This window comes from Desulfosarcina ovata subsp. ovata, assembly GCF_009689005.1.
Lineage (GTDB): Bacteria > Desulfobacterota > Desulfobacteria > Desulfobacterales > Desulfosarcinaceae > Desulfosarcina > Desulfosarcina ovata.
Genome location: NZ_AP021879.1, coordinates 3669396 through 3693334 on the forward strand (window position 1 = coordinate 3669396; position 23939 = coordinate 3693334).

20 protein-coding genes are annotated in these 23939 nt (G+C 55.4%); 8 read left to right on the forward strand and 12 right to left on the reverse strand.

What is annotated here, in order from left to right:
- Positions 1–32: 32 nt before the first annotated feature.
- Both GN112_RS16260 and GN112_RS16265 read right to left on the reverse strand, forming a co-directional pair.
- Complete coding sequence (locus GN112_RS16260; RefSeq protein ID WP_155311172.1) at positions 33–1367, reverse strand: nicotinate phosphoribosyltransferase; 1335 nt, start codon at positions 1365–1367, stop codon at positions 33–35.
- Positions 1364–1885, reverse strand: a complete 522-nt coding sequence (locus GN112_RS16265; RefSeq protein ID WP_155311173.1) for a cysteine hydrolase family protein — start codon at positions 1883–1885, stop codon at positions 1364–1366. The genes GN112_RS16260 and GN112_RS16265 overlap by 4 nt, the downstream gene beginning before the upstream one ends.
- Before the next feature lie 431 nt (positions 1886–2316).
- On the opposite strand from GN112_RS16265, the gene GN112_RS16270 reads away from it, so the two are divergent.
- On the forward strand, positions 2317–2973 hold the full coding sequence (locus GN112_RS16270; RefSeq protein WP_155311174.1) for a GntR family transcriptional regulator: 657 nt from the start codon (positions 2317–2319) through the stop codon (positions 2971–2973).
- 11 nt (positions 2974–2984) lie between these two features.
- Here GN112_RS16270 and divK read toward each other — a convergent pair whose 3' ends face one another.
- The 5 genes from divK to tmcD form a co-directional block, all read right to left on the reverse strand.
- Positions 2985–3335 carry a DVU0259 family response regulator domain-containing protein gene (divK, locus tag GN112_RS16275; RefSeq protein WP_155311175.1) on the reverse strand — a complete coding sequence of 117 codons (351 nt, stop codon included), beginning with the start codon at positions 3333–3335 and terminating at the stop codon, positions 2985–2987.
- A gap of 77 nt (positions 3336–3412) precedes the next feature.
- The gene (tmcA, locus tag GN112_RS16280) at positions 3413–3793 is read right to left on the reverse strand and encodes an acidic tetraheme cytochrome c3 TmcA (protein WP_155311176.1); all 381 of its coding nucleotides are present in this window, start codon (positions 3791–3793) and stop codon (positions 3413–3415) included.
- Positions 3794–3807: 14 nt separating this feature from the next.
- The gene (tmcB, locus tag GN112_RS16285) at positions 3808–5142 is read right to left on the reverse strand and encodes an electron transfer complex ferredoxin TmcB (protein WP_155311177.1); all 1335 of its coding nucleotides are present in this window, start codon (positions 5140–5142) and stop codon (positions 3808–3810) included.
- A 70-nt stretch (positions 5143–5212) separates the two neighbouring features.
- The gene (gene tmcC / locus GN112_RS16290; RefSeq protein ID WP_155311178.1) at positions 5213–5872 is read right to left on the reverse strand and encodes a TmcC family electron transfer complex membrane anchor subunit; all 660 of its coding nucleotides are present in this window, start codon (positions 5870–5872) and stop codon (positions 5213–5215) included.
- Positions 5873–5885: 13 nt separating this feature from the next.
- Complete coding sequence (tmcD, locus tag GN112_RS16295) at positions 5886–7151, reverse strand: electron transfer complex subunit TmcD (protein ID WP_155311179.1); 1266 nt, start codon at positions 7149–7151, stop codon at positions 5886–5888.
- Positions 7152–7810: 659 nt separating this feature from the next.
- Here tmcD and GN112_RS16300 point away from each other — a divergent pair.
- Both GN112_RS16300 and pyk read left to right on the forward strand, forming a co-directional pair.
- Positions 7811–9196, forward strand: a complete 1386-nt coding sequence (locus GN112_RS16300; protein ID WP_231717039.1) for a glycerate kinase type-2 family protein — start codon at positions 7811–7813, stop codon at positions 9194–9196.
- A gap of 46 nt (positions 9197–9242) precedes the next feature.
- Positions 9243–10676, forward strand: a complete 1434-nt coding sequence (gene pyk / locus GN112_RS16305) for a pyruvate kinase (RefSeq protein ID WP_155311180.1) — start codon at positions 9243–9245, stop codon at positions 10674–10676.
- Between the two features lie 278 nt (positions 10677–10954).
- Here pyk and GN112_RS16310 read toward each other — a convergent pair whose 3' ends face one another.
- The 3 genes from GN112_RS16310 to GN112_RS16320 form a co-directional block, all read right to left on the reverse strand.
- Positions 10955–12679 (reverse strand): cation:proton antiporter, encoded by a 1725-nt coding sequence (locus tag GN112_RS16310; RefSeq protein WP_155311181.1) that lies wholly within the window; start codon positions 12677–12679, stop codon positions 10955–10957.
- 60 nt (positions 12680–12739) lie between these two features.
- Complete coding sequence (locus GN112_RS16315; protein WP_162458964.1) at positions 12740–13243, reverse strand: FHA domain-containing protein; 504 nt, start codon at positions 13241–13243, stop codon at positions 12740–12742.
- A gap of 117 nt (positions 13244–13360) precedes the next feature.
- On the reverse strand, positions 13361–15931 hold the full coding sequence (locus GN112_RS16320) for an amino acid permease (protein WP_155311183.1): 2571 nt from the start codon (positions 15929–15931) through the stop codon (positions 13361–13363).
- 216 nt (positions 15932–16147) lie between these two features.
- On the opposite strand from GN112_RS16320, the gene GN112_RS16325 reads away from it, so the two are divergent.
- From GN112_RS16325 to GN112_RS16340, 4 genes are all read left to right on the forward strand, one after another.
- Positions 16148–16366: a hypothetical protein gene (locus GN112_RS16325; RefSeq protein WP_155311184.1), complete on the forward strand. Its 219-nt coding sequence runs from the start codon at positions 16148–16150 to the stop codon at positions 16364–16366.
- Positions 16367–16517: 151 nt separating this feature from the next.
- Positions 16518–17351: a mechanosensitive ion channel family protein gene (locus GN112_RS16330; protein WP_155311185.1), complete on the forward strand. Its 834-nt coding sequence runs from the start codon at positions 16518–16520 to the stop codon at positions 17349–17351.
- Between the two features lie 545 nt (positions 17352–17896).
- The gene (locus tag GN112_RS16335; RefSeq protein ID WP_155311186.1) at positions 17897–19519 is read left to right on the forward strand and encodes a PAS domain S-box protein; all 1623 of its coding nucleotides are present in this window, start codon (positions 17897–17899) and stop codon (positions 19517–19519) included.
- 34 nt (positions 19520–19553) lie between these two features.
- A complete protein-coding gene (locus GN112_RS16340; protein WP_155308746.1) occupies positions 19554–19778 on the forward strand; it encodes a hypothetical protein in 225 nt (74 codons plus the stop codon).
- Positions 19779–19840: 62 nt separating this feature from the next.
- On the opposite strand, the gene GN112_RS16345 is transcribed toward GN112_RS16340, so the two are convergent.
- Both GN112_RS16345 and GN112_RS16350 read right to left on the reverse strand, forming a co-directional pair.
- The gene (locus tag GN112_RS16345) at positions 19841–21709 is read right to left on the reverse strand and encodes a hypothetical protein (protein ID WP_155310760.1); all 1869 of its coding nucleotides are present in this window, start codon (positions 21707–21709) and stop codon (positions 19841–19843) included.
- 35 nt (positions 21710–21744) lie between these two features.
- The gene (locus GN112_RS16350; protein WP_155311187.1) at positions 21745–22437 is read right to left on the reverse strand and encodes a hypothetical protein; all 693 of its coding nucleotides are present in this window, start codon (positions 22435–22437) and stop codon (positions 21745–21747) included.
- 250 nt (positions 22438–22687) lie between these two features.
- On the opposite strand from GN112_RS16350, the gene GN112_RS34410 reads away from it, so the two are divergent.
- On the forward strand, positions 22688–23914 hold the full coding sequence (locus GN112_RS34410; protein WP_231716912.1) for a hypothetical protein: 1227 nt from the start codon (positions 22688–22690) through the stop codon (positions 23912–23914).
- The last annotated feature ends 25 nt before the right edge of the window (positions 23915–23939 follow it).

Consider the following 23939-nt stretch of genomic DNA (forward strand, 5'->3'; position numbering starts at 1 on the left):
GATAGCTATGCGTCCCAGGGCAATCTGGATCCTTAACACTTCTTTTGTATTTCCGCCAACCGCCGGCTCACTGCGACGGGGTATTCACCTGGATTCTCGAGCCGCTTGAATTGGTCATCCAGCCTGGCAAACCGGTCTGCAAAACGATCCCGGATTTCAGACAGGGGCGGCAGCGCCCCAAGCCGGCGTCCCTTCTCCATTACCGGCGCCAGCAATGCCGCCGTGGCGCCATCCGGCGGCACGTCATCGCGCAACCCAATTATATCGCCACGAAAACGGCCGTCAGGGGATCGTCTGCGAAAAACCTGCTTTTCACCGGCCAGGGTGACCTTGCCTTCACTCTGTTTGCGCACATCGCGGTTGCCCAGCCGCACCATTTTGTAAACCATGTCCAGGTAAGGGGCATCGGCCGACACGCCCATGCGGGTGCCGACACCAAAAGCGTCAATCCGCGCACCGTTCTCGATCAGGTGTGACAGGACATATTCGTCAAATCCACTGCTGGCAAAAATTTTCACCTCCGGCAATCCGGCCTCATCCAAAATCCGGCGCACCCTGCGGCTCAAGTCCACCATGTCGCCACTGTCCAAGCGGACCCCTTGCAGGGCAAGCCCCTTTGCTTGCATGCGGCGGCCTACCCGGGCCGCATTTCGGGCGCCCTGCAGGGTGTCGTAGGTGTCGATGAGAAAAATGGAGCTTTCGGGAAACAAATCCGCATAGGCCTCAAAGGCGTCGATTTCAGACTCAAAGGCGGTGACAAAGGAGTGCGCCATGGTGCCGGAAATGGGAATGTCCCACTGTTTGCCGGCCAGCACATTACTGGTGCCGTTAAAACCGGCAATGTAGCTGGACCGGGCCACGACCATGCCGGCGTGGCTGCCCTGGGTGCGACGCAGGGAGAAGTCGACAATGGGCCGGCCGGCCGTCGCATACACGCAACGGGCGGCTTTGGTGGCCAGCATCGAGGCCACCCCCATGGTGTTGATCAGGTAGGTCTCCAGCAGTTGGGCCTCGATCAGCGGAGCGGAGATCTCCAATAGGGGCTCATTGGGAAAAAAAATCTCCCCTTCGGGCATGGCCATGACGTTTCCGGTGAAGGTGAGCGCCGCCAGATAGTCCAGAAAGTCGGTTTTGAAACGGCCGGTGCGGGCCAGCCAGTCAATCTCCTCCGTACTGAAGCGAAATCGGTCCAGGGCATCCAGCACCGCCTCGAGTCCCGCGGAAACGAAATAGCCTCGTTTGGGATGCGGTCGGATAAAAAGCGAGAAGGTGGCGGACGCCTGCAGCTGCCGCTGGAAATAACCGGCGGCCATGGTGAGTTCATACAGATCGGTGAACAGGGGTCCGGGAAAGGCGTCGGGGGTCATTGGACGATCGCTCCATAGAGTCGTTCCATGCGCTGCAGGGAAAATTGATGGGCCTGGGCGTCAAAATCGGCCACCCCCTCACGGGGCACCCGGGTGGGGTAATCGCGGTTGGCCAATCCGCCAACGGTATCCATCACACAAATGGAGGTGCACACCCCGACCACCTCCACTTCGTCAGGGCCGTATGCGGCCAGCACCGCATCCAGGTCGGTGGCATAAAATCCGCTGTAGCGCGTTTTGGGGATGACCCGTTCACCGGCGGCCGGGGCCAGCTCGTCGATGATCCGGCTGCCCCAGGTACCGGCCACGCAATGCCTGGGGAACTTGGTGAACTCCAGATCATCCGGTGCATGGGCGTCCTGCAGGTAGACAATCAGGCTGCCGGCCTGACGATGTGCCGCAAGCCGGGCGCAAATAAACGGGATGATGTCACGGGCACCCGGACCGCAGAACAGGGCACCGTCTTCATCAATAAAATCGTTGAGCATATCAACGATGATCAGAGCGGTTTGGGACATGGGAGGTTGCCTTTACGGATAAGTTGGTGAACCTTTTTTGATCAATTAATATAAACAGTTGGCAATGATTTGTAAACATCGGGATTGATTTGTCAACAAACAAGACGGTTGCTTATCTTTGTTTTCGTTGGTACTACACCGGTTCAATTTTACCATACCATTGGTATATCAAGTGTCAGATGGGTCGTTTAAAAGTCGACCGATGGTGCGGCGCATGCTCGATCCGATGTGCGCCGGATCGAAGGTTTTTTAGGCGATTGGCGGATAAGAATATACCAGGATGCGCAGGATTTTCATTCGTATTCAAGGCGGGCTTTTTTACGCATAGTGGGGCTATGTGTGGAAACGCCCAACGCAGAAGACGGATGAAAAGACAAGCAGGCGGGTATATGCTTTGACAGAAATCGCCTTAATGGGAAGGCCGAGTTCACATGAATCCTGAAATCTACGGCGAAATCAAACGGCGGATCCTTTTTCTGGAGTATGCACCGGGACAGATTCTTAATGAAAATGTGCTGGCCAAGGAGTTCGGTGTCAGCCGCACTCCCATGCGCGAGGTGCTCTACCGGCTCTCCTGGGAGGAGTTGGCCCGCATCATTCCCCGAACCGGCACCATGGTGGCGGAGATCGAATTCCAGAAGATGATGCACACCTATCAGACCCGGCTGGGGATCGAGGGGGAGGTGGGCCGGCTTTGTGCCGAACTGGCCACCGAAACGCATCTGGAAAAAATCCGCGACCTCAAACAGCGGTGTGCCGCGCTGAACGAAAAAAAAGACACCGGCGCACTGGTGGATATCGATTCCCACTTTCGCCGGGTCCTGCATGAAGCCGCCGGCAACCCCGTGCTCCAGTCGGTTTCCAACCAGTTGTACACGTTGACCTTCCGTTTGTGGTACGTCACCCTGGACAAAGGCGAATGGAAGGAAGAAGTGCAAGAGATAATTGATGAAATGGAGCATACGATGGCCGCTATCGTCGCCCGGGATGCGGCGAAAACGGCCCGCGTGCGGCGGGAGGCCCTTGTCAAACACTTTGATCGAATTCGGGCCAAATACTTGGGCGTTCCCAGCAAGGTGCGGCTGTGAAGGAGAAATAATCAGCCAATCGTATTTTTCACAATACCGACCAGCTTCTCCGGATCAAAGGGCTTTTTTACAAATGCAATGGCATCCTTGATGGCATGGTCACCGTCGATGCCGCTGACCACGATCACCGGCGTCTCTTTGAGGGCCTTGTCCTGGCGCAGCTTGCGGTAAAAGCGCGGGCCCCACTCGCCGGGCATCTGCAGGTCCAGGGTGATCAGGTCCGGTTTTTCCTGTCTGACCACATCCAGGCCTTCGGAGGTGCTGGAGGCACTACAGGTTTCGTACCCGTTGTCACTGAAAACGGCTTCCAGATATTTGACCACGATCGGGTCGTCATCGATGATGAGAATTTTTTTCGGCATGGGAGAACCCTCCTTTGCTTGCAATGCAGGCGCCTGCGTGTTGTAAATTGACCGGATCGCCACAGACCGGCAGACGGCTATTTCACATGGCACTCACCGCACAGAATCGGCCCGGCCTCCTGCTCCTGGTGGCACCCCTTGCAGTTGGCATGGAAAGCCTGCATCAGTGCCGGCTGATCGTCCGATCCCTCCAGGTCATGGCACTCGGAACAGCGCTGGTCCTCCGAGGATTCACCTTCCACCAGTTGGCCGTCTTCGTATATGTGATGACAGACGGCACAGTCATCGATGCCGGCATTTTCGTTGTGCAGGTCGTGCTCGAATATCGAAGGGGAACGCTGGGGATTGATAAAATCCGAGTTGTCCACGGCGGTCATGTCATCCTGGGCCCAGGCCAGGGTGAAGGCGGACAGCGTCCCGATGATTAGCGATAGTGCGATCAGCGCGATCGTTTTCATGTCTCCTCCTGGCCTCACGCGGGCTTTTCCATGACTTCGTAAATAATATCACTGAAGAATTTGATCTCCAAGCCGATTTCGTAATGGTGCACGATGTCTTCCAGGCCGCTGTGGCAGTTGTGGCAGGGCGCCACCAGCACTTCGGCTCCTTTGGTTTTGGCCTCGAAAAGCTGCTCGGCCTTGACCCGGTTGCCATCCATACGGGCCATCTTGAAAGGAGGGCCGGTATTGATCACCCCCCCGCCGGCACAGCAGCAGTAGTTGTGCTCGCGGTTGGGGAGCATCTCGATGACAGTTTCGCAGATGGCATGGGCCACGTAACGGGCCTTTTCGTGCAGCCCGCCGCCGCGGACCACATTGCACGGATCGTGCAGGGTGATGGGGGGCTTGTACTTTTTGGCGATCTTGATGCGGCCCTCCCGGAGCAGGTCGTAGTAGAATTCGATGGCATGCACGATGGTAAAGGGCGGCATGGACCAGCCCAGCCAACGGTTGCCCATGTCATAGACACTGCGGAAGGCGTGGCCGCACTCGCCCATGACGATCTTCTTTACTTTGAGCCGTTCGGCGGTTTCAAAGTGGGCCCGCTTGAGGCGGCCCATGATTTCGTTGTCGGCGGTATACATGGCCATATCACTGTTGTCCCAGCCCATGGAAGCCGGCATGGTCCAGTCGACCCCGGCCACGTGCATGATCACCGCCGCCTGGTAGATCAGCTGAGCCTGAAACTTGGGTTCCGGAGCAATGACGCTGTACATGATGTCGGCGCCCTCTTTCTCCAGGGGAATGCGCAGATCGGGGATTTCGGCCTGGGCCTCCTCTTCCTGCCATTGGAGGGTGTCGGGCCATTCATCCCCCTTGACCCACATCTGGTTCATGGTAACGGAATGGCTGTGGGCCGTATCCTGGATGTAGAGCGGCGTGACGCCCAGCAGGTGAATGATTCTGCGCACCACGAGCATGAGGTAGGCGATGTCGATGCCGAAGGGGCAATACTGGGCGCAGCGCTTGCAGAGATTGCACTGGGTGTGAGAAATGATGGCCGCCTGGCGGATAAACTCGGGGCTGACCCGACCCTTCTTGCGGATCATCTCCCAGATGGTCTGCTTGACCTTGCCCACGGGTGAGTAGTGGGGGTCCTTGTCGTGGGATAGGTAGTAGTGACAGGCCTCGGAGCACAACCCGCAATGGATGCAGGTCTCCACATAGGTCTTGAGCCGGGCGCCGGTCTCGTTGTCGATAACGCTGTTGATGACCGACTGGATCTTTTCCTCGGTCAAACGGGAAATACCCACATCGATGCCGTCATCGACGACATCGGCATTTTCTTTTTTTGACGGTTCCGCCATATTTCGAACTCCTTTTCAACTCGCGCCGGCATACGGTTCCCGGCCGCCGGTGGGTCAGAGGAATGGGTGCCTACCAGTCCCGGGCGTGACGCACCTTGCCGAACTCGGATCCCATGTATGCCCGGGTGAAGGGTGAGAAAAGCATGTGACTGAGGCGGGTGAAGGGAATTGCCGCCAGCATGATATCGCCGGCCAGCACATGCAGGCCCATCATCAGCGGATAGGCGAACCACTGGTGATAGGCCAGAAAGCCGGTGACAAACGGTGCACTCACGATGGCCAGAATCACGAAATCCGAAGCCGAGGTGACGAAGCGGACTTCCGGCCGGGTGACTCTTCTCACCAAGAAGAACACGGCCCCCAGGATGACAATGATGGTCATGACATCGGCCAGGGTGTCGGGCAGGGTCCACCAGCTGATGCCAAAGGCCTCGTCCCAGAGAATCACGTGGGAAAGCAGGAAAAGCGGCGCGGCCAGCAGGCAGATGTGAAAGGCAAACGTGACCACAGTCAAAACGGGCTGGCGCCGCCAGTTGACCGTGGCAAAGGGAACGATCCAGTGGAAAATGGATCTCAGACTGTAACGCCAGCTCATGTAGGTAAAAATGAAACTCTCTTTTTGGGCCACCAGCATCAGCATGCGCACGATCCGGAAGATGCTGCCGCCGAAAAAGAGAAGAAAGGCGATCCATGCCAGCGGTCCACTAACGAAGTTGTAAAAGCTATGCATGCAATTCTCCTTGTTAACCAGCGATCTCGGAAACCGGCACCACCCGGCGGACATAATTTCCCGACTCGACCGTGCGCAACAGCAGCTGCGAGCCGTCGGGACTGAAAATCGGATCCCAGGCGGCGTCAACGGATGCGGACCAAATCCGGTTGTTCACCGCATAGGTGTAGCGGTGGTTTTTCTCCACCTTGGCAGCCACGTCCTTTCCATCGGGACTGAATACCGGTGTCCAGGCCATATCCCAGGTGTCCGACCAGGGCGTGCCGTCGAGCACCACCCGGAAGGTCTCCCCATCCTTGGCCAGGGCGGCGACCTGCCGGCCGTCGGGACTGAAAACGGCATCGGTGACCAGCTTGGTAAAAGTCGCCGACCAGGGTGTTCCATCCACGGCCACGGTCCAGCGCCCGTAGCTGGGGGCAACGATGGCGGCCAGCCGGTTGCCGTCGGGGCTGAACGTCTGGTGCCAGAGTTGCACGAAGCTGCCTTTCCAGATCGGCTTCCCGTTTTCGGCCAGGGTCCAGGACCCTTTTTCCCGTACCGGCGCCACCACCGTTCCGGTAATCGGATTGAACCGTGGCTCCCAGACGGTGGCGTATCGCGCGTCCCACGGCACGCCGTCCACGGCGATGGTATAGTCGTATAGGTTGAGCCGCACTTCGGCGGCCAGGTGCGCACCGTCAGGACTGATGGCCAGGTTCCAGACATTGACGAACCGGGCGTCCCACGGATTGCCATCCAGTGCGGCGGTAAAGGTGCCTTCCTGAAATTTATGGATCTCACCCGAGTCCACTTCAACGACCTGAACGGCTCCTGCGGTGTGCCGGCCATCGGGGCTGAGGGCCACATTGGTCATGTTGGCAAACAGTTGCGCCCAAGGCTCACCGTTAAGCACCATGGCATACTGCATATCCTGCTGGACCGCCGCAGCAATACCGGTCCCGTCGGCACTGAAGCGCGGCTCCCAGATATAGCCGAATTTGTTCTCCCAGGGGACGCCGTCTACGGCCATGGTCCACTCACCCATTTCCGATACCAGAGCGGTAAGGCGTCCATCAGGTGAGAAGCGCAGGTGCCAGATCTTGTCGAAAACCGTCTCGCCCCATGTCTCACCATTGACACAGACCGTAAATTCGCCCTCGTCGATGTTGACGACGGCGGCAATCTTCTCGCCATCAGGGCTGGCATAGGGTTCTTCAACCCAGCGATAGTCCGCCTTCCAGGCATCCAGGGGAATTTTCTTTTCTCTGGTCTCCCAATCCCAGCTCCCGGGATCAACCATGTGGCCTCCTCTTCAAAACGGTGATGCGTGGATTTTCAGTTTGAAATAATTGTGTTTTATATACTGATTCAGATTCGAAACCGCAAGTTTGTTTTTTGCTCTCATGCACAAAAACCGGGCGCGGCGATGGTAAACAGCAAAGGAGCATTCCTGCCGTTGTAATGTCGACGGGCAGAAGGGTGAGCATTGCGATGCCGGGCCGGTTGACGGGCAATGGGCTGTCAACATGCCAAAGCCTAAGATCTCCGCCGTGCCCGAAATCCAATGCCCAAATGGAAGTGCGGTTATCGGTGATGCCGCAAATTGGCTGGAAAGGGTGCCGCGGAGAGATACAATATCAATGTCACCCCAGAAGTCAACCCGGATAATTTAAATCCAGCAATTCCCGGCGAACGGATTTTTGTCCTTCGCAGACAAAATTGGCGAGATGTATGGATTAAAATGGATGTTTATATCAGTGTTTAAGATAATGTTTTTGGCAAGGCCAGAGGGAGAAAGCTGTATCAATCATACCGCGACGACCGATAACGCCGCCCAAAAACATTATCTTGAATGCTATACCTTTGACAGCTCTGTCCCCCATAAGCTACAAAACCCATGTGATGAGGACTGCCGGTTTATCTTCCCACCCAAATTCTAACCAACAAGGTTCAAGGCTGATGGAATTGAGCCCCGATGTAAAGAACGATCCGCATGGAGATGGGATGGCAGCGCTCAACAATCGGAATCTGAAAGCGGATGCCGAAGCGATTTTCAGGGCCGGTCTTCAAGCGGTTGACCCGGAGGTGTGTGTCAGACGGCACCTGCGGCTGGACGGTAACCGTCTGGTGGTGGGAGAAACCGCCTATGCGTTGGATCGGATCGGAAAAATCGTTGTGGTGGGCGTTGGCAAAGCTTCCACAACCATGGCCAGGGCTGCGGAAGCGGTGCTGGGCGAACGCATTGCCAAAGGGCTGGTGATCACCAAGTATGGCCATGGGGTGCCTCTGGCACATTGCCAGGTGTTGGAAGCCGCTCACCCGGTGCCCGACGAAAACGGGGTGACGGCCACCCGTGCGCTGCTGGATCGGGTTGCCGGCACCGGTCCCGATGATCTGGTGCTGTGCCTGATTTCCGGCGGCGGATCGGCCCTCTCGCCGGCACCGGCGGCAGGGATCCGCCTGGCGGACAAGCAGGCCACCACGCGGCTGCTTTTGGCCTGCGGCGCCACGATCCACGAAATCAACACCGTTCGCAAGCACCTGTCGCGCATCAAGGGCGGCCAGCTGTGCCGCCGTGCCAACGGTGCCGCAGTGGCGGCCCTGATTCTGTCGGACGTGATCGGAGATAACCTGGACATCATCGCCTCGGGATCCACAGCCCCGGACCCGGGCACATTTGGCGACTGCCGGGCGATACTGGATCGCTATGGCCTGTGGGATCGGATCCCCGGGCCGGTGAAAACCCGCCTGGAAGCCGGCTGCAATGGAAAAATTCCGGAGACGCCCAAACCGGGCGATCCCATCTTCGCCCGGGTCCACAACCAGATCGTCGGCAACATTTCGGCGGCCCTTGGGGCTGCCGAAAAAGTGGCCCGCAGTCGGGGATTTACCCCGCTGGTGCTGGCCTCAACGATTCAGGGCGAGGCTAGTGAAGTGGCCCGGGTATTGTGCGCCATCGCCCGGGAAGTGACCCTCTCCGGCCATCCGGTGGCACCCCCCGCCTGCCTGCTGGCCGGCGGTGAGACCACAGTCACCCTGAAGGGCACCGGCCTGGGCGGCCGCAACACGGAACTGGCCCTGGCAGCGGCCATGGAACTGGATGGTGCCCGCAGCACGCTTCTGCTCTCCGCCGGCACCGACGGAACCGACGGCCCGACCGATGCAGCCGGCGCCTTTGCCGACGGCAGCACCCTCCGCCGCGCCAAGGCCCTGGGGCTCAAGCCGGCCGCCTGTCTGGCCGATAACGATTCGTACCACTGCTTTGCATCGCTGGGGGATCTTCTCATCACCGGCCCCACGCGGACCAACGTGATGGACCTGCAGATTGTGCTGATTGCCGCCTGATCGGTGGGTCCTTTCAGCGCCAACCGTTTACCGGAAAGGATTGACCATGTTCCCGTCCAACAAAACCAAAATTGTCTGTACCATCGGACCGGCGTCACGGTCCCCTGAAGTATTGGTCCAATTGATCCGGGCGGGAATGAACATTGCCCGCCTCAATTTTTCCCACGGCGAGTTCAGCGGTCATGCCCGCGATATCCAAACCATCCGTCAGGCCGCGGAAACGGCAGGCCGGCCGGTGGCGATCATGGCCGACCTGCCCGGCCCCAAAATCCGCATCGGGGAGTTGTCCGAGGAACCCATTTTCCTGAAGGGGGGACAGCCGATGACCCTTACCACCGAAACCGTGGCGGGCACGGCCGAACGCATCAGCGTCAATTTCGAGCGCCTGCCCGCGGTGGTCAAGAAAGGCGACCGGATTTACATCAACGATGGATTTATTCAGCTCAAGGTCCTGTCGGTCCAGTCGCCGGAGATACGCTGCGAAGTGGCGGTCGGCGGCATGATCCGGTCGCGCAAAGGACTCAATATTCCCGATGTGGATCTGGGGATTTCGGCCTTTACCGATCACGACCGCCGCTGCATGACCTTTGCTCTTGAAAATGGGGTCGATGCCATCAGCCAGTCCTTTGTGGAAAGCGCCGCGGATATCCGTGCCGTTCGCGAGGCGGCCCGGCAACTGGGCGTTGAGCCGTTCATCATCGCCAAAATCGAGCGTTCCCGGGCCGTTGAAAACCTGGCCGGCATCCTCGACGTCGCCGACGGCATCATGGTCGCTCGTGGCGATCTGGGCGTCGAGATCCCCATCGCCAAAATTCCCTCAGTACAGAAAAAAATCATGGAGCTGGCCAATCGCCTGAACAAACCGATCATCACCGCCACCCAGATGCTCGAATCCATGACTGCCAACCGGCTGCCCACGCGTGCCGAGGCCACCGACGTGGCCAATGCCATTCTGGACGGCACCGACTGCGTGATGCTCTCCGGCGAGTCGGCGGTGGGCGACTATCCGCTGGACGCCGTCGCCATGCTGCGCGAGATCGCCACTGATATCGAACCCAACCGCAGGCTTTATGCCCGCAGCGAAAGCAAAGGCCTTGCTGCTGATACCTGCCCGGTGGCTTTTTCCGAGGTCATCGCCTCCAGTGTGGCCGAAACGCTCAAATGCATCCAGCCGGCGGCCATCATCACCCCCACGCGCAGCGGCACCACGGCCCGGCGCATCTCGCGCTTCCGTTTGCCGGTCTGGATCGCCGCGGTCAGTTCAAAAAAGAAAACCTGCCAGGAACTGCTTTTTTCTTATGGGGTCATACCGGTCTTCGAGCCCGAGCACCCCGGTGAATGGCGCCCGTGGATTCGAACGTGGCTGGCTGCCCAGGAGGAGCCCGGCGATCTCGTGATACTCACCGAAGGCCCTTCGGCCAAATATCCCCATCGCAACAACCGGATGGAGATTATCGATCTCAAACAAAAAAGTGACTGACCAATGTCCAAGTGCAAATGGCAACGGGAGGATAGGAATCGATTGTAGGAGAAGTCGTTATCCCGTCTCCCTTACAACTGGCCCAGCAGGATCGCCGCCCCCACGCTGACGGCCATCCACAGCAGGGCCTTGGCCGGCAGCAGCGGGGCGTTACCCTAACGCCCTGGCCGGAATCATCGCCGGGCAGTGCCGGCGGTAAGGATCGGGGATGAAATTAATTGACAGGAAAACCGACAAATCCTCTATTTTGAACCCGGGTTTGTTGATCGGTCCGCTGTTCAGGCCGGGGAGATCTTTTCTGCGTGTTCAGCCTCACTTTCATCCGTTTCCATGGGAGGCGGGGGGACCGGGGGCGCCTTGCCGATCATTCGGCAGGCCATGTCGTAAAGGTTGGTTTCGGAAAGATACATGGCCGTGGTATCGGCAAGCTTTTCGCCGACGATTTCTTCCTCATCCACCACCAGGGAGGCACCGGCCGCTTCCAGCAGCGGGATGTGACGGTGGTAGCGGCCACGGGCGATGATGTTGACCTCGGGCAGGGTCGAACGGATGGTCCGGATCATGTCGGCCGCCGTGCGGCTGTCGGGCACCGTGACTACGACCACCGCCGCCGCATGGATGCCGGCGTGGTCGAGCACGTCGGATTTGGTGCCATCGCCGAGGTGCAGGCGAACCCCCTTTTCGGTGGCATGGTCCAGTGCCGCCGGATTGAGTTCGATGACTTCCGGATGCAGACCCATGGTTTTCAGTTTATCGGCCACCGTTCTGCCCGCCGGCCCGAAACCGACGATCAGCGCCTTCTGGCACACCTCGGGATCCCCGGTGGCCGGCCGGGCCACCGGTCGCCGGAACAGCCCGCTGGCCAGTTTGCGGGCCAGCGGATCGGCGGTGGTGACCATGTACGGGGCCAGAAACATGGAAAGCATGGTGACCGCCACCACCCCGGCGAACAGATCGGCTCCCACCAGTCCGCCATCCCGGCCGGCGGCGACCAGCACGAAGGCGAACTCGCCAACCTGTCCCAGTGTGATCCCGGTACCCAGGGCCACCTGGATATCGATGCGCAACAGTTTAAGAATCCCGACAATCAGCGCGGCCTTGATCAGAAACACCAGCAGAACCGCCGGCAGGACCAGATGCAGGTGGCGTACCAGCCAGCCCAGGTCAAGCAGCATGCCGATGGAGGTGAAAAACAGGACCACGAAAAGGGTCCGGATGGCGTCGATATCGGAACGGATCTGGGTCGCAAAGGGCGACTCGGCCAGCAGCATGCCGGCCAGAAAGGCTCCCAGCGCCGGGGAAAGGCCAACGGCGTGGGCTCCGCCGACAGCGCCCATGGCCGACAGGATCGCCAGCAAAATGGTCAGTTCACGGTTGGCAAAAAGCCCTTCACGGCGCAGCACCCAGGGAATGACACGGTAGAACATCAGGTAGAAAACCAGCACCAGACCACCGGCGGCAGCCATGGTTCTGGCGACACGGGCCAGTGCCGTCATCATTGAACCGGCTTCGCCCATCAGGCTGACCAGCAGGACCAGGGGCACCACGGCAAGGTCCTGGACCAGCAGGATGCCCAGGGCCATACGCCCCCGGTTGGAATCCATCTGGGTGCTGTCCAGCAACACCCGCAGCACGATTGCCGTGGAGCTGACGGCAAAGGCCGCGCCGATGACCACCGCCTGGACGAGCGGCATGAACAGGTGAAGCAGGGCGGCAAAGGCCACCAGGGTCAGCATCACCTGCAGCGCCCCACCGGTGAGCAGTGACCGGCCCAAGGCCCTGAGCTGCTGAAAGGAGAATTCCAGTCCGATGGAAAAGAGCAGCAACGCCACCCCCAATTCGGCGACGGACGCGACCGTAGCATAGTCGAAAAGCAGGCCGCCAACAAAACTGCCGGCCAGCAGATAGCCGACAATGGCACTTTGCCGGAAAAGCTGAGCAAGAATGCCGGCCATGTAGGCGGCGAGAATGAGCAGAAACAGCTTGGTCAGCAGCTGCCACATAACCTGTACTCCTTTATCGGAAGGTGACGAGCGGGTAACAGGTGACGGTGATGAACTCCGTCAGAACTGATTTTCGAAAAGGATGTGAATGGCGTCGGGAGATTTGAGATCGACCTTGTACCCCGGTCCGATGACGCCCTTGGCGGTCAGCACGACCGCTTCATTCTTAACGGTGGCACCCTGGCTGCCCTCCATGAGAAGATAGGTACCGTTGGAACTTTGATCGGTAAGGAAATATTTTCCGTCCTTCAATTCAACGGTCGCATGAATCCGCGAGACCCGGTTGTTGATCACCTGGATGTCATTGCTTTTCTGACGACCGATTTCCACACGGGGGTGGGACGCATTCACCATCACCACGACCTTTCCGTATTTCAGAATCAGGCCGGTGTCGGGCCGCTTTGCCGGTTTGGATGCGGCCGCTTTCTTCAACGCCTTGGCCTTGAGGCCGTAAAACCGCAGGAAATCACCACATTTTTCACAAGGAATCTGAGGTTTCTTTCCCTGAATGCGTTTTTCATCAACTATGTTTTTAAAACCGCACTCCTCACAATATACGATCATAACCGACAGCCCATTGTTGCATGTGCAGGTCCAATGACTCCTATTCAAATAATCCATTACTAAAGCTTTTTTGCCTTGTTGGCAACCGGCTGCGCAATGGATTCGCCTTGGGGCGCGTTATTCCTTGTGGTCCGGTGGCTTAGCAGGCAGTCCCCCGGGGTTGAGCGTGTCAACCGCCTTGGCGGCATCCTCGGCCTTGACCTTGGCTTTCATGGCCCGCCGATATGCCTTTTCGGCACCTGATGCGGCATCCTTGAGCTTCTCTTTGAGCGCATCGTGTTCCTCCAGTGGAACGGCGCCAGAAATCCCCTCAGTTTCCAGTGTCTCTACCTGGTTTTTCAGGGATTCGAGAGCCGCTTTTTTATCGGCGGCTGTTTTTTCGGCAATCTGCGCTTTTTTATTGGCCGCTTCCAGTTCGTCGGCGGCCTGGGCCACCTGCGCTGCCAGGCCTTCTTCGGGGGCTGCATCCAGATCGATATCCTCGGCGGCCAGGGCCAGGGCAGATGCCGGCAGTCGGGGCAGGCAGCGTTCAAAAGATTTGCCGGTCGGGTCGAGAATCTGGTTGTGAACGAATTTCATGGGCAGAAAAACAAAGGCGGCATCGGCAGACCGGTTGACAATGGTGGCGGCTTCGACATCGTCTACGATCTCCACGGCAGCATCGATGCGGATCTCCTCGAGGGTTTTTTTCAAGGTTTCCTTTTCGGCTTCGACACGGGCTCCGTCTCCTTGGGTGAGCACGCGCAAGGCGGTTTTGTTCCACGGTTCGTTGCGGGTCATCAGGTACGCCAGCAGCAGCATCAGGCGGCTGGTGGCATCGCCCTGCCACCAGATGTCAATGCGGCGATCTTCCCGGGACCGGGTTTCCAGACGTTGCCAGGATTCCTGGTCCGTGTGCAGCAGTACCAAATTTTTGCCCTGCCGGAAAATCAGACGCAGGTTGCGGACATAGTTGTAGGCGTTGATACCGGAAATGGCTTTTGCCGAGTCGTCCATCCAGTTGACCACCACCGTATTGGGACGCAGCGGACCGATGCCCGAACTCTGGATGAGGACTCCCATGGCCTGGGTCGGATCGGCGGCCGACACGGTCAGCGGAAACATGGGGTGGCGGCCACGGACAATGGCTTCGGTCAGGTTGCGGTGGGCCGCTTCACGCGCTTTCCTGACCGCGGGCCCCTCGCCTTCGACGATCTGGACGGCCTCGGTGAATCCGCTGCCGCCCTCGATCCAGGCGGCAAAGCTGAGGATGGCTGCCTGTTTGGGGGAATCGTGGGTGAATACCAGCAACTGGGGGCGCCAGTCGCGGGCATGCGCGGGATCCTCGGCAGCGGCGAGAAGATGCTCGCGAACCTGCTGCAGATGGTGGGACCGGGCGCTGTCGGCCCAGCGGGCGGGACCGGCGGTGCGTTGGAGATACTGGTATACGGCAAACAACAGCGCAATGGCGGCCGCCCCGCTTTTGGGATCGATGGCCAGCATGGCCCCCAGGCAGATGACGCATCCCAGAAGGCTCAGGGGCGGTGAGAACCATTTGAAGCGCGGCCGGAACGATGGGCTCTGGGTGCGCGCCTCGAAGTAGGTGGCGTAGTTGAGCAATCCGTATGAGATAAGAAAAAACATGGAAACGATGCCGGCCACCAGGTTCAACTGGCCCAGGGCAATGGTGACAAAGGCGATGCCGGCGGAGAGCAGCACGCCCCGCCGGGGGTTGCCCGACGGCTGGCTGACCGTGGCAAAGGGTGTCAGGAAAACGAAAATCCGATCCGCCGCCAAGCTTTGCAGAATCCGCGGGGCCCCCATGAAGGAGGCCATGGCCGATGAGAGGGTCGCGGCAATCACGCCGGCATCGATGAAAAAACCAACGGCCGAAACCCGTTTCATGGCACCATAATCCATGGCCAGGATGGCGTTGGGCATGCTGGCGGAAAATAGGATGGCAACGCCGAAATAGACCGCGATGGAGAGTCCCACGGCCAGAAACGTTCCCAGGGGGATGCTTTTTCCCGGATCGGCTAGGTCGCCGGACATGCTGACTCCCTGGGTGAAGCCGGTGACGGCCGGAAAAAAAATGGCAAACAGAACCCAGAATGGCGCGCCATCGCCGGGTGTGGCCCAGTTGGCGGCCAGGACGGCCGAATCCCAGTGGCGAATTCCGCCGATGCCGAACGAGAGCAGGGCCGCCACCAGAAGGGCCATGACCACAAACTGAAAACGGGTGGCCCAGTCCGCCCCCTGCCAGGCAAAAATGAAGAGAAACGCCACGGCGCCGGCGGCGATCAGTTGAACGGTGGCGGGGTGGGCGTGGGGCAGAAAGGCGGCGATGGCTTCGGCAAAACCGATACAGTAGAAGGCGATGGAAACGCTCTGGGCCAAAAACAGCACCAGACCGATGGAGCCGCCGAATTCAAGGCCCAGGGTTCGTGAAATCAGGTAGTAGTCGCCGCCGCCGCAAACCTTGAGATTGGTGGCCACGGCCGACAGAGAGATGCTGGTGATCACGCTGATGGCGTTGGCCAGGGCGATAATGACCAACCCCCGGGCCAGCCCGGCGCTGCCCATCACATAACCAAGCCGCAAAAAAAGGATGATTCCCAGAATGGTCAGTACGCTGGGGGTGAACACACCGGCAAAGGTGCCCAATGTGCCGGTGGCCGGGACGTTGTCGGTTGCCGTGGGGTTGGCCATGGGTGGGGGTCACTTTCTTTCGGGCGCCGGTATTACCCGGCCAAGGATAAATTGATTATTCCAAATCCATGCTCCCTATTATCGCGATGCCGGACGATAAATCAATACGTGAACACTACGCCACCCCTTTGGGCAAGCATGCAAAACCGATCAAGTTTCCAACAAAACGGTCGACATAGATCCTGACGCGCAACGGTAAAAGGGATTGGTTCCATTATGCGATCATTTGTTTCAAAAGGTCGATTCATCGCGGTGGCGGTGGCCTTGATTTTAATCGCCGCCGCTTTTTTATTCGGTGCCCGGCGTGGGTACCAACTGGGGTACACCGATGGTGAAAACCGGGCCAATAGCTGGTGGATCGATAAAAAGAGCCGCTATTACGAGTCCGCGGAAATTAAGAAAAAACGAATTCATCTGAACCATAATCAAATCTGAAAGAACCGTATTCATCGGCTCGTTTTGACCAACGAAGTGTTACAGAAAAAATATTGACTAATCCACCAGTCTAAAAATAATGACACCGGCAGCATACTGATTCTGGCACTGTTGAATCGAAACCCAAAGTCAAATGAAAAAGGACTTGACGATGAAAGAATCCATACAGCAGATCGATATCTCTAAATACATTCCCATCATCATCGATTGGGCGACAAATATTCTCCTCGCTATCTTCATTCTCTTAATTGGCATTTGGATAGCCAACCGAATTTACAATCTGGTCGTTAATATCAGCAAAAAATACGATAAACTCGACGATACGCTGTTCCGTTTTTTAGGCAGTGTTGCGCGTTACATCGTGCTCGCCTTTGTATTTATTGCCATACTCAATCGTTTCGGTGTGCAGACGGCCTCAATCGTGGCCTTGCTCGGTGCGGCAGGTCTTGCGGTGGGTCTTGCTCTGCAGGGGGCGATGTCGAATCTGGCTGCGGGCTTGATGCTCTTGATCTTTCGCCCCTACAAGGTGGGTGATTTTATCGATGCGGCCGGCCGTTTTGGCAAGGTAACGGAAATCGATATGTTCACCACGATCCTGCAAACCTTCGATAACCAGAATATTATTATTCCCAACAGCCAAATCTGGGGCGAGCAGATCATCAATCACTCGTACCACGAAGTGCGTGGTGTGGACATGCACTTCGGCATCGCATACGGTGAAAGTATCGACGACGCGCGTAAGGTGATCGAGGAAGTGCTGGCCAATCACCCGCATATCCTGAAAGACCCGGCGCCCTTCGTTGAGGTGGAAACCTTGAACGACAGCTCGGTGGATTTTATCGTGCGCCCGTTCTGCGAAGGCGCTCACTACTTCGATGTGCTTTATTCCGTACCGGAACAAGTTAAAAAAGCGCTGGATGCAAACAATATTGAAATCCCCTTCCCTCACCGCAAGGTCATTGTTGTTAACGAAAACGCATCCTAAAAATATGGCAGCCGTGGTGCCCTCACCTTTTGACGTAATCGTTGTGCACGCCTTCTTCACCTTTGACATTGGTTCCCTGGGTTCAAAATCGGAAATCAGTTTCGCCGCATCGACGCGGTTCCACATCTGTTTTCCGCTTGCTGCATCGGATAAAGGGTTGTATGGTGTATTCAAGGCTTGATCTGGTATTTATTCTTGAAAATAAGTAAGTTGGCGCTTTCCTATTTTCTCGTATCTGATTGAGCTTAAAATGTTCCGCACTATCTCACGTTAAGCTTTTTTTATCGTTCCTCCCTATAAATAGGCCAAATTAGAATCAAGCCAGCCTTGCCATGGGACGTCGTCCCGAATGGGTCACTCAGCCTAAGCGGATGGCCGGAAGTGAAAAAGATGCGGATGCCCGGGAACTGTTTTGCCACTGATGGGCGAACGAGTTAGGCCTGCCCCAGATCGAGCTTGTCCGTAAGAATGAATGGTCTTCATAAAGCTCACCGGAAGATTTAAATTTTTTGACCTGAGTCGACATTAAGGATAGTATCAATAAAATGAATGACACATATGAGCTTTCATTGATCGGGATTATGGCGTTTACATTGATCCTGGCCGCTTGGCTTTGGAAAAGCCATGTCAATCAGTGCCGACTTGAAAAGCGCCTGGCAGACCTTCGCCACCAGGATCAGCGGTTGAGCCGAATGGTTGCGTCATTACCCGAGCCCACTTTTGCCATCGACAACCAAAGTCGGGTCATCCTTTGGAACACCGCCATGGAGCGGCTCACGGGGGTTCCGGCCACAGCCGTACTGGGCAAGGGCGACTACGAATATGCGGTTCCGTTTCATGGTGAGCGGCGTCCAATCATGATCGATCTGGTCAATCACTGGGACGATGCCATTGCCGGCCGATACAGCGACCTGCTGCGGCAGGGTGATCTGCTGGTCGCCGAAACCATCACCCACACCCCGCACCTGGACGAACGGTACCTCAGAATCGTCGCCGGGCCACTTCGCGATGAATCCGGAAGGATCATCGGTGCCATCGAGAGTCTCCAGGATATCACCTATCGCCGCATCAGCCTGAAAGTGCTTGAGGGCCGCGAGGAACTGCTACGCATTTTGGTAGCCCATATGCCCTTGGCCGTGGCCATGTGCGACCGCCAGATGAAGTACCTCTATTACAACCAACGCTGGATAAGCGATCTCGGACTTCCCGACACCAATCACATCGGGCGTTCCCATTACGACGCAATGGGCAGCACCCTACCCGACCATTGGAAGACCCAGCATGCCCGCTGTCTGAACGGAGAGGCGATCGAAAGCCAGGCGGAGCCCTTTACCCGGGCGGACGGCCGTGTGGAATGGCTGAAGCGGATCATGCACCCTTGGCGTACCAGTGACGGCGAGGTCGGCGGGATCATTTTTCTCAAGGAGGTGATCACGACTCTCAAAAAGGCCGAAACGGACTTGCGGCTCATGGAGCATGTGTTGCAAAACAGCCCGGTGGTGCTCTTCCGTTGGCTGCCGGCCGAAAACTGGCCAATGGACTACGTTTCCGAGAACGTCAACCAGTTCGGCTATTCCGCCGAGGCCCTGATCTCCGGCGAAATCACCTACGCCACGCTGGTGCATCCGGATGACCGATCCCGTGTGACCCGTGAGGTGCGCCAATACGCCACCGGCGGCACCCATCATTTTCATCAGGAATATCGCATCTTGACCCAGTCCGGCGAGACCCGCTGGGTGGACGATCGCACAATGATCGAGCGGGACCAGGATGGCCGCATCACCCATTTTATTGGGGTTGTTATCGATATTACCGAGCGCAAGCAGGCCCAGCAGGAGATCGCCCGGCGACAAATGTTTCTGGAATCGGTGCTCCACCATGCCCCCGATGCCATCATCACCCTGGATGACCGCAACCGGGTGGTGGACTGGAATCCCGGCGCACAGACCCTTTTCGGCTATACCCCGGCGGAGGCCATCGGCCAGTCGCTCGCCGAGCTTGTGACCCACGGAGACGACGAACTCCAGTCCGTCATAACGCAAAACTTTCGAGCTGTGCGGACCATGCCCAGGATGGATATTGCACAAAGGGCTCACCAAAAATTAAGATATGAAAATAGGTTCGGAATTGACTGGACATCATTAAAGATAAATGCGATGTTTTGGTAGATCACTATCTCAAACCCCGAGACGGAGGCTACCAATGAGCAAATACAAAATCGAAGTCATGGTGAACCTGGTTGAATGTGATGAGGAAACGGACGATAAGCCCATTGAACTGGAAGATGGATGTTATCAATACACTGTAAACGCTGATGCCGGTGAAAATATAGACGACTGCGAAATAGCAATTTTAAATACGGCATACCCTGCAATAAGAGCCGCCATAGCACGACACATGGAAAAGGTGTCTAAAAAAAAGTCCTGACTTTCAGTGGGGCTAATCAAATTGACTTAAGCGTCATTTTGCGGTTGGATTTTCCATTATTTTCAACACGCGACGTGCGGAGCGCGGCTTCTGGCTGCCTTGATGATGCGTTGATTCATATTTTCCGTTCTTACAACATGGCGATCAGCGGAAGATAAAGATGAAGTGGAAAGTTGAAGTATTTTATCCAGATTTGACATCTTTTGGGACGGTAACCCTTTTTCTTTTCTCCGCGCTTCTTCTTTATCGAGTTGTGCAAAAGCAAGAGGAAGACGATCAATGGATCCGCAAACGGCACTGACATAATCGGGTTGGTTCAGATTATACACCAGCGCTGCCTCAGCCGGTAATCGTTCAAAATCATGTGTGAGGTTTTTCCGCCCACTCCTGCGTCGTTCGCCATGTTTTATGGTGCCGAAAAAATTTTCTATAATTTCGTTTGTACGACTCACAAGTCGCATTCGAGAAGGGGCGTTCTCCGGTAACGTAATAACGTGGCCCCAAAGGTGTTCGCCATGAACATCGATATGTTTCAAGATGATATCAATGGCATCACGCATATCTTGGGCCGGGCCTCTTTTGGGACGACGTTCTTTGAGCGATGCCGTCCAATCGTAAAATCGTTTCCGCATCAAATCAATGTCTGCCACTGTTTCATTTTCGGGCAGTTTTTTCGCGGTCCGCAGTTGATCCCGCAATTCATCGAATAGCTCAGCACGGCGTTGAAGACGCTTGATGATGTGACGAAAAGGAACTTCACATGCAACTTTGGTCAAAATCCGGCCAAGCCGTTTGAGTGCACCCGTTACTTTTCGATCATCGGATGGGATACGAAGAAACGCATCAATCGCTTTTGATCCGATCATGCAGCGGTTAAAAAAATCGAAATAGGGTCGGTCAAATGGAAAATCCAGCCCGGAGGCGTCGGCATGATAGTCGATCACCCATTGGCTTAGCGCACGGACAACCGCTATCCCATTTTTTCCCGGCGGCAATTGATATGTATGGTCTTCCATCTCTTGCCATGCAATAACCGTTTGCCGAGCATCATCGATCTGTAAACCAATCTTTCCGCCGAACTCGCGAATCAGGCGCTTAATGTCGGCCTGAACCTTGGTTCTGCGAAAAAGGTCGCGAAGGGCACAATGGTCAGAATTTAAAAGATCTTTGCCGATATCCGCCAGAAAATGCTGATGGCAGGCCAAAACAGGGATCTCCAATCCCAATTCGGAAACCAAATCGTTCAGCGCCGGTGTGACCGCTCGCCCTAAATCTCGCATCCCCGCACAAGGCGGGCCGAATCTTTCAACGGTGTCGCGCAGACATGGCAAAATAAGTTCAGCTTTCTCAGTGGCTATCTTCCATGCGCCAAGCACCCATTTTCGCCAACCGGCCATCACAACAAAAAGCGTGCCTCGGCCGTTTTCTCCGCTTGCATCGATGTGCATCGGCCATCCACCGTCATTTTCCAATATTTTTCTTATGCGGTCGGCTTTTGCATAATGAAGCCGTAGAAAATATTGTGAAAACCGCATGGCCAAGTCACTGACTTCACCAGCTGAGATACGAATGCCATAGTCGTCATTGAGCGCTGCCATGATCTCTTCTCGCTGCCGATGTTCAAGCAATCGCTGGCGTCCGACAAAAACCATCAAATCATAGCCGGCATTGCAGTTTGGCATAATAGTTTGCGACACGGATAAAGATCTTTGGGTCACCAAGGTGCCGACGGGATGATGGCATCGGCCGGCACAAACATACACTGTTTCACATACTTCGAATACTCCATGTCGAAGGGTCCTGCCTTCATGGCGGTATGTTTTCTGAACTTTCATTGGGCCATGACAGATTTCACAGCGTCCACGCTCCTCTTTGGCCGAAACAACAACATCGGTCAGTCCGAAAGCCTGTTTACAACAACGGTCATTCAAACCACGCGCCTCATCTCTCAAATCGCTCAGGACGTTTAAAGGAGGCTTGCCGTTTTTTTTTCTGTCGGGATCCCGTGTCGAGTAAAAATCTGTTTGACTTGCTCGACTGTAACCGACATCCCTCGTATGGCCAGGCGCTCAGCAACCAACGTCGGAGACACCCTGATCTTTACGGTTTTAAACGCTTCAATCAGCACGGCGATGGTTAATTCTGCTGATGGTGGTTCAACAACCGGTGCTGTCTTTTGCAAAAGAAAACGGCGCGTATTTAACTGCAGTTGTGCTTTTTCAGGATTTGCATCTGTATATAGAAAGAAACGTTCCAGCCGACGGCGACCGATCTGATTGTTTTTAACCAGCCCATGCAGTGCATTATGCAACGTGTTGGGAATTCTTATTTTCAACAAATTCAGCATTTCTTTGGGCATCATGCCGGCATCTGAAGAATGGACGATTTTGATGATGGTGTTTTTCAGCGTGCCATATTGTGAAAAACCAATCCCCTTATGAAACCACAATCCCCACTCATCAAAAATCGGTACATCCTGAAGCGTATAATAACGACCGGCATCCGTAAAACTCGTTAAATATCCCATGCGTTTGAGTCTTCGAAAAACACTCATTCGCGACGTCGTTTGAAGTAAATGATATAACTGGCCAATATCTGCGATATACTTCTTATTGAAAAAGTTCCAAAGTACTGTCTTGGATTCTTCAGGTGAGAGCATATGGCCTCATGATACAATTATTTGTTTGAATGTAAATTATTCAAACAATCGTATCAATTTAGCCCTCCCATGTCAATCCTCGGGTTTAATAATATCAAATGGTTACATTTTTTAGTGCCGTCATAATCATCGAACAGCGATACAATTATGAATGAATATAACGATATATTTGCTTACATTTCAGTGGGTTAAAAAACCCAACTGCATTCTGACCCTGTAGCAAATTGAGGTAAATGAAAGCCCATATCTGGTGGATGGCGCCGTGGGGCGTTTTGCGTTTGAAACCCACTTCGCATTTGATGAAAATGGCGTTCGGTTTGACAGTAGTCAATCGATATTTGCCCCATTAGGAACGAATCAGTTTTATTTGACCACGGGCTTTAAGGAACGGGCCATGATTATGGGTAATACGGAAGGATCCTTCCGGAAAACATCAAAATGGCTCAACTTCATACGGCACCAAATAGAAGGCGGTACGCCACATCGCACATTGCATGATCAGACCCAGAAAGAAGGTCGGGAATTGATCGACCATTTAAAGCAAAAGGCCGATGATTTGAATCATGGCAACTTCAGCGCTGACGGATGTTGTATCAACCCAGATATTCCCAGGGGCGGAGAACCGATATCAATTCCCATGGATGAAGTTCACAAGGCCCTTTCTAAAGGATCTTTCGACTATAATCCGATTGAACTGTTGAATAATCCCGTCATTTACGAAGAACCCAGTCAAACGGTCAACATAAGCATAGACGACGTAACCCCCAAAAGGCAGAAGGGTACACGAGAAAGCCCAAAAATCACTGAGCATACGCGAAAATATGTACATGATACCGTATGCCACATTGAACATGGAGGCCCAAAATACGTATTGGCAGCTGATGGCACCAAATCATGCTTGTGGTTGCTAATCGCGTTTCTTTTGTCAAATTTTCTATTCGGCAAACGTCTTCAGATTTTTACCGACGGCCATAAGGCGCTAAATGCTGCCATCGTCAAGCAATTTGGTTGGTACAATAATATGCAGATTGTTCTTGATTGGTTTCATCTATGCAAGAAGTTCAAAGAAGAATTGAGCATGGGGATGAAAGGCAGAAAGTTGAGAAATGAAACGCTTCGCGCGGTTATGCCGTTGTTGTGGCACGGCCTTACAAACAAGGCCATATCATATCTTGAAAACATCCCGGCATCCGAAATCAAGGATGAGAATCATATTCAAAAGCTCATTGACTATTTGGGTCGGAATAAATCCTCGATTCCCAACTATGATATGCGCAAACGGTTAAATCTTCGGAACTCAAGTAATGTGGGTGAAAAGATGAACGACCTCGTCGTTTCAAATCGCCAAAAGAAGAACGGAATGAGTTGGGCGAAGAAAGGTTCCCTCAATCTGGCTATTATCACAACTTTGAAAATCAACGATGAATATCACAATTGGTTCAGCAATAAGGAAGTAAAATTTAGCTTAGCTGCTTGACCATTTAAGATATCTTCGTCCGCAC

What these genes read in the sequence shown, in the direction of transcription:
- tmcB (WP_155311177.1), bottom strand. Translation starts at nt 5,142, where the DNA reads ATGGCGGAACCGTCAAAAAAAGAAAATGCCGATGTCGTCGATGACGGC.
- GN112_RS16330 (WP_155311185.1), top strand. Translation starts at nt 16,518, where the DNA reads ATGAAAGAATCCATACAGCAGATCGATATCTCTAAATACATTCCCATC.
- GN112_RS16320 (WP_155311183.1), bottom strand. Translation starts at nt 15,931, where the DNA reads ATGGCCAACCCCACGGCAACCGACAACGTCCCGGCCACCGGCACATTG.
- GN112_RS16335 (WP_155311186.1), top strand. Translation starts at nt 17,897, where the DNA reads ATGAATGACACATATGAGCTTTCATTGATCGGGATTATGGCGTTTACA.
- tmcA (WP_155311176.1), bottom strand. Translation starts at nt 3,793, where the DNA reads ATGAAAACGATCGCGCTGATCGCACTATCGCTAATCATCGGGACGCTG.
- GN112_RS16300 (WP_231717039.1), top strand. Translation starts at nt 7,811, where the DNA reads ATGGAATTGAGCCCCGATGTAAAGAACGATCCGCATGGAGATGGGATG.
- GN112_RS16315 (WP_162458964.1), bottom strand. Translation starts at nt 13,243, where the DNA reads ATGATCGTATATTGTGAGGAGTGCGGTTTTAAAAACATAGTTGATGAA.
- GN112_RS16340 (WP_155308746.1), top strand. Translation starts at nt 19,554, where the DNA reads ATGAGCAAATACAAAATCGAAGTCATGGTGAACCTGGTTGAATGTGAT.
- GN112_RS16350 (WP_155311187.1), bottom strand. Translation starts at nt 22,437, where the DNA reads ATGCTCTCACCTGAAGAATCCAAGACAGTACTTTGGAACTTTTTCAAT.
- divK (WP_155311175.1), bottom strand. Translation starts at nt 3,335, where the DNA reads ATGCCGAAAAAAATTCTCATCATCGATGACGACCCGATCGTGGTCAAA.
- tmcD (WP_155311179.1), bottom strand. Translation starts at nt 7,151, where the DNA reads ATGGTTGATCCCGGGAGCTGGGATTGGGAGACCAGAGAAAAGAAAATT.
- GN112_RS16260 (WP_155311172.1), bottom strand. Translation starts at nt 1,367, where the DNA reads ATGACCCCCGACGCCTTTCCCGGACCCCTGTTCACCGATCTGTATGAA.
- GN112_RS16265 (WP_155311173.1), bottom strand. Translation starts at nt 1,885, where the DNA reads ATGTCCCAAACCGCTCTGATCATCGTTGATATGCTCAACGATTTTATT.
- tmcC (WP_155311178.1), bottom strand. Translation starts at nt 5,872, where the DNA reads ATGCATAGCTTTTACAACTTCGTTAGTGGACCGCTGGCATGGATCGCC.
- pyk (WP_155311180.1), top strand. Translation starts at nt 9,243, where the DNA reads ATGTTCCCGTCCAACAAAACCAAAATTGTCTGTACCATCGGACCGGCG.
- GN112_RS16270 (WP_155311174.1), top strand. Translation starts at nt 2,317, where the DNA reads ATGAATCCTGAAATCTACGGCGAAATCAAACGGCGGATCCTTTTTCTG.
- GN112_RS16325 (WP_155311184.1), top strand. Translation starts at nt 16,148, where the DNA reads ATGCGATCATTTGTTTCAAAAGGTCGATTCATCGCGGTGGCGGTGGCC.
- GN112_RS16310 (WP_155311181.1), bottom strand. Translation starts at nt 12,679, where the DNA reads ATGTGGCAGCTGCTGACCAAGCTGTTTCTGCTCATTCTCGCCGCCTAC.